Source organism: Bacteroidota bacterium (assembly GCA_030706565.1).
In the GTDB taxonomy this organism is placed as follows: Bacteria; Bacteroidota; Bacteroidia; order Bacteroidales; family JAUZOH01; genus JAUZOH01.
In genome coordinates this window covers 1-1,165 of the sequence record JAUZOH010000597.1, presented here as the reverse complement: position 1 = coordinate 1,165, position 1,165 = coordinate 1, and the positions used below count along the sequence as shown (strand labels likewise).

2 protein-coding genes are annotated in these 1,165 nt (G+C 40.4%); one reads left to right on the top strand and one right to left on the bottom strand.

What is annotated here, in order from left to right; genetic code table 11:
* Nucleotides 1-238 (top strand): guanylate cyclase (locus Q8907_17090; protein ID MDP4275986.1); only part of this gene is annotated, 238 nt, incomplete at its 5' end.
* Between the two features lie 20 nt (nt 239-258).
* On the opposite strand, the gene trpS is transcribed toward Q8907_17090, so the two are convergent.
* Nucleotides 259-1,165: tryptophan--tRNA ligase (gene trpS, locus Q8907_17085; protein MDP4275985.1), on the bottom strand; the 907-nt coding region annotated here is incomplete at its 5' end.

Here is a 1,165-nt window from a genome sequence, read left to right as displayed (position 1 = left end):
TCAACTTGAGAAAATCCTTAAAGACGCTTTCAGTGCTTATATGGGCAGAGTGGATTTTTATTTTCAATCTGAAAATTTGTTCCGCGAACTTTATGAACGCAGCCATATAGGTTCCCGGCGGTCGTGGAACAAAATTCTGATCCAGCAACTTAATGGGCTCTGTTTTTATACAAAAGCAGCCCAAAAACTTCAGGAAGTAAGCCCTGAAGAGCAGATCGAAAAAATGAAAAAGTTATGAGCTGCTATCCTTTCGAAAAATCAGAAGGGCAAAAATCCAATAATTTCCCTGACTTCCTTCAATGTTTTTGCTGCACTTTCCCGGGCCTTTTCTTTTCCGTCAGTGATCACTTTATGCAAATAATCATTATCGGATTCTATCTGTAGTATACGTTCCCGGATGGGCGAATTGAACTTAATAATATCTTCGGCCAATTGTTTTTTCAGCTCTCCATAGCGGATCGTGCAGCTGTTGTATTTATCTTCAAAATATTTTACCGTATCGGGAGTTGAAACCAAAGACATTAAGGTAAAAAGATTTTGAATGGGTTCCGATTTTTCCTGGTTCATTTTTTGAGGGCCGGCATCGGTAACGGCGTGCATCACCTTTTTACGGATATCTTCAGGACTATCAATCAGATAAATTCCGTTTCCTTCAGATTTGCCCATTTTGCCTGTACCATTCAAACCAGGAACCTTTACTAATTCTTTGCCGAAGTTGTAAGCTGAAGGTTCGGGGAAAAGATCCACATGATACATAAAATTGAAACGGTTGGCAAAACGGCGGGTCATTTCAAGATTTTGTTCCTGGTCTTTACCTACAGGAACTTTTGTTGCTTTATGAATGATAATATCTACAGCCATCAGCACGGGGTAAGTCAACAGGCCGGCATTGACATTGTCAGGCTGTTTCCTGATTTTTTCCTTGAAGGTAGTGGTCCTTTCCAGTTCCCCGATGTAGGCATTCATGTTTAAAAGGAGGTAGAGTTGCGGAATCTCTGGGACATCGCTCTGGATATAGATGGTCGATTCTTCAGGATTCAGTCCGCAGGCAATGTATTCGGAAAGAATCTTTTTAACATTTTCATGCAAATCAACAGGTGTGGGATGAGTAGTCAAAGAATGAAGGTCAGCAATGAAGAAGAAACAATTATTCTCTTTCTGCATC